The following is a 3,303-nucleotide window of genomic DNA, read 5'->3' on the forward strand; positions in this document are numbered from 1 at the left end:
TTGACGGGACGATCGCAAAAAAACAACAATGGGTTTACTCAAGTTAAAGTTTACTCAAGTTAAATAAGTAGCTGGTTACAATTAAATTTAAAACCCAAAAAGCTGTAGCGCAGGCTGCGCTTGCGCTACAGCTTTTGATTCGGGGTTTTAATTATGCCCAGCTACTTAAAAACTGCCAAATTAACCTAAGCTAAAAGCTAAAAGCTAAGAGCTAAAAGCCCCATAAAACTATGACCAGAACCGAACGCGACTCCATGGGGGAAATGACCCTGCCCGATGATGTTTATTACGGTATTCAAACTGCTAGGGCGATCGATAACTTTAAGATCAGCGGACTTAAGCCCCTTCCCACTTTTGTCGATGCTTGCTTACTCATCAAAAAAGCGACAGCATTAGTTAATGCCGAACTCGGTTGTATCCCTGTCGGTATGGGCATGGCGATCGCGGCGGCGGCGGATGAAATATTAGACGGTCAGTTACGCGATCAATTTGTTGTTGATGTTTATCAAGCAGGCGCTGGCACATCACACCATATGAATATTAATGAAGTCTTAGCCAATCGCGCCCTAGAAATTTTGGGCGATGTTAAGGGCAATTACAATGCTGTCAATCCTAACGATCATGTTAATTACGGACAGTCAACCAATGATGTCATCCCCACAGCGATCAGAATTGGCGCGTTATTATCCCTAGATCGCGTGTTACAGCCTGCCTTAGCAAATCTCAACGAACAGTTACGGATCAAGGCGATCGCCTTTGCCGATATCGTTAAGTCTGGACGCACGCATTTACAGGATGCAGTTCCCGTCAGACTTGGGGACGAATTTCAAGCCTATGCCCAAATCATTAGCGATCACATTCAACGGATTCACCAAGCCGCCAACGATCTCAAAACCTTAGGCTTAGGGGGGAGCGCGTCGGGGACGGGACTAAATACCCATCCCCGCTATTGCGATCGCGTAGCCGAGAAATTAAGTGAAATTACTGGATTTGAACTTAAGCCCGCCAGTAACCTCATGGCGGCGATGCAGAGCATGGCTCCCTTTGTCAATGTATCGGGTGCGATCCGTAACCTTGCCCAAGACACTTGCAAAATTGCTAACGATTTGCGCTTGATGGATTCGGGTCCCAAAACAGGATTGCGAGAAATTCAACTGCCTCCCGTACAGCCAGGATCGTCAATCATGCCAGGGAAATACAATCCTGTAATTGCGGAGATGACAAATATGGTTTGTTATCAAGTAATTGGCTACGACACCGCGATCGCCTTTGCCGCCCAAGCAGGTCAATTGGAATTAAATGTGATGATGCCTCTCATTGCCTACGATCTGATTCAGAGTATTGAGATTTTAGGACAGGCGATCGATACCTTGGCAGCAAAATGCATTCGCGGCATTACAGCCGTCGAAGATCGCTGTCTAGCCTACGCCGAAGGCAGTCTCTCGCTGGTGACGGCTCTAAATACCCATATTGGCTATCTGAATGCTGCGGATGTAGCAAAGGAATCGTTGGCAACGGGCAAGTCTCTGCGTCAAGTGGTTTTAGACAAAGGACTGATGACAGCGGAGAAGTTAGCTGAAGTTCTCGATCTAGAGCAGATGAGTCGTCCTAACGGTTAGCTCCCGCTACCAATTCCCTTAGAAAAATAGTAAAAATCCTATTCCCTTCTCTATGGATGGGGGGCTGAGGTAAAAGAGCTAGGGGATTTTATTTATTGCAGTTTTCATTTTGCCTACGGCAAAATGAAAACTCAAAACCCTTACTAGGATTGTTTTTGGTTTTCAAATGTGTATGCACTCATTTGAAAACCGCAATAGTAATTCATGGAGAAATAGAAGACTATGTTAGCAGTAGCAGTATTGGCGGCGGGTAAAGGAACACGCATGAAATCGACCTTACCCAAGGTGTTACAACCACTCGGAGGTAAATCCTTAGTTGAGCGCGTTCTCAATGCCACGGATCCGCTTCAAGCCGATCGCCGCATTGCGATCGTGGGTTATTGCAGAGATCTAGTGCGGGAGGCTCTTGCTTCCTATCCCCATTTGGAGTTTGCCGAACAAGCAGAGCAATTAGGGACTGGACACGCTATTCAACAGTTATTGGAACCCTTGGCAGGTTTTGAAGGGGAGTTAGTCGTGCTGACTGGAGATTCGCCATTGATGCGTGCGGAAACAATTCAAGCCCTCATCGATAACCACCGCAAACATCAAGCTTCGGCAACCGTACTGACAGCCATCCTTCCCAATCCCACGGGATATGGTAGGGTATTTTGCGATCGCGCCATGCAGATCGAACGCATCATCGAACATCGCGATTGCAATCCCGAACAAATTCTCAATCAGAGAGTTAGCACTGGGGTTTATTGTTTTGATTGGCAGCAATTGGCTCTGGCTCTACCAAAGCTGACGACAAATAATGCTCAAAAGGAATATTATCTCACTGAAGTCTTTGATTATCTCACTTCAGTTTATGCTAGCGATTTGGAAGATCCCGATGAGAGCTTAGGGATTAACGATCGCCTTCAATTAGCCCATGCCTACGCAGTGCTGCAAAAAAGAGCGCGTGATAAATGGATGCGGGCAGGGGTAACGATGCTACTGCCTGAAACCATTACCATCGACGATGAAGTAGAACTCGCTCCCAATGTCACCATCGAACCCCATTCCCATTTACGCGGCAATACCAAAGTTAGCGCTGGTACGACGATTGGGCCCTCTAGCCTCATCGAAAATAGTATCATTGGGGAAAATTGCTCCGTACAATTTTCCGTAATTGAAGATAGCCAGATCGCTGACAACTGTAGAATTGGTCCCTTTGCGCGAATTCGTGGTGAATCAATCGTCGGTGAAAAATGCCGCATCGGTAATTTTGTAGAACTTAAAAATGCCAAAGTGGGCGATCGCACTAATGCCGCCCATCTCAGTTATTTAGGAGATGCGACCATCGGTAAACAGGTAAACATTGGCGCGGGTACGATTACCGCTAATTATGACGGCTTTAAAAAGCATCAAACTATAATTGGCGATCGCAGTAAGACTGGTTCTAATTCTGTTTTGGTTGCTCCCATTCAAATTGGTGAAAACGTAAATATCGCCGCAGGGTCGATTATTGTCGAGGATGTTGCCGATAATTCTTTAGCGATCGCGCGATCGCCGCAAGTTACCAAGCCTGATTATTACGACCTAGAAGGTCGGAAAAAGATTAAAAACAAAGATTAAAAACAAAGATTTAAAGATAAGGATTAAAAACAAAAAGAGGTGCAAAGCATCGAAAGGCGATCGCTAAATTAGCGATCGCCTTTCT

Annotated in this window: 2 protein-coding genes; both read left to right on the plus strand. The window is 45.8% G+C overall.

The window, feature by feature from the left end:
- Positions 1-230: 230 nt before the first annotated feature.
- A complete protein-coding gene (locus AC805_RS11340; protein WP_055075543.1) occupies positions 231-1,619 on the plus strand; it encodes an aspartate ammonia-lyase in 1,389 nt (462 codons plus the stop codon).
- A gap of 222 nt (positions 1,620-1,841) precedes the next feature.
- Positions 1,842-3,218: a bifunctional UDP-N-acetylglucosamine diphosphorylase/glucosamine-1-phosphate N-acetyltransferase GlmU gene (gene glmU / locus AC805_RS11345; protein WP_055075544.1), complete on the plus strand. Its 1,377-nt coding sequence runs from the start codon at positions 1,842-1,844 to the stop codon at positions 3,216-3,218.
- The last annotated feature ends 85 nt before the right edge of the window (positions 3,219-3,303 follow it).

It is taken from the genome of Pseudanabaena sp. 'Roaring Creek' (assembly GCF_001402795.1).
Lineage (GTDB): Bacteria > Cyanobacteriota > Cyanobacteriia > Pseudanabaenales > Pseudanabaenaceae > Pseudanabaena.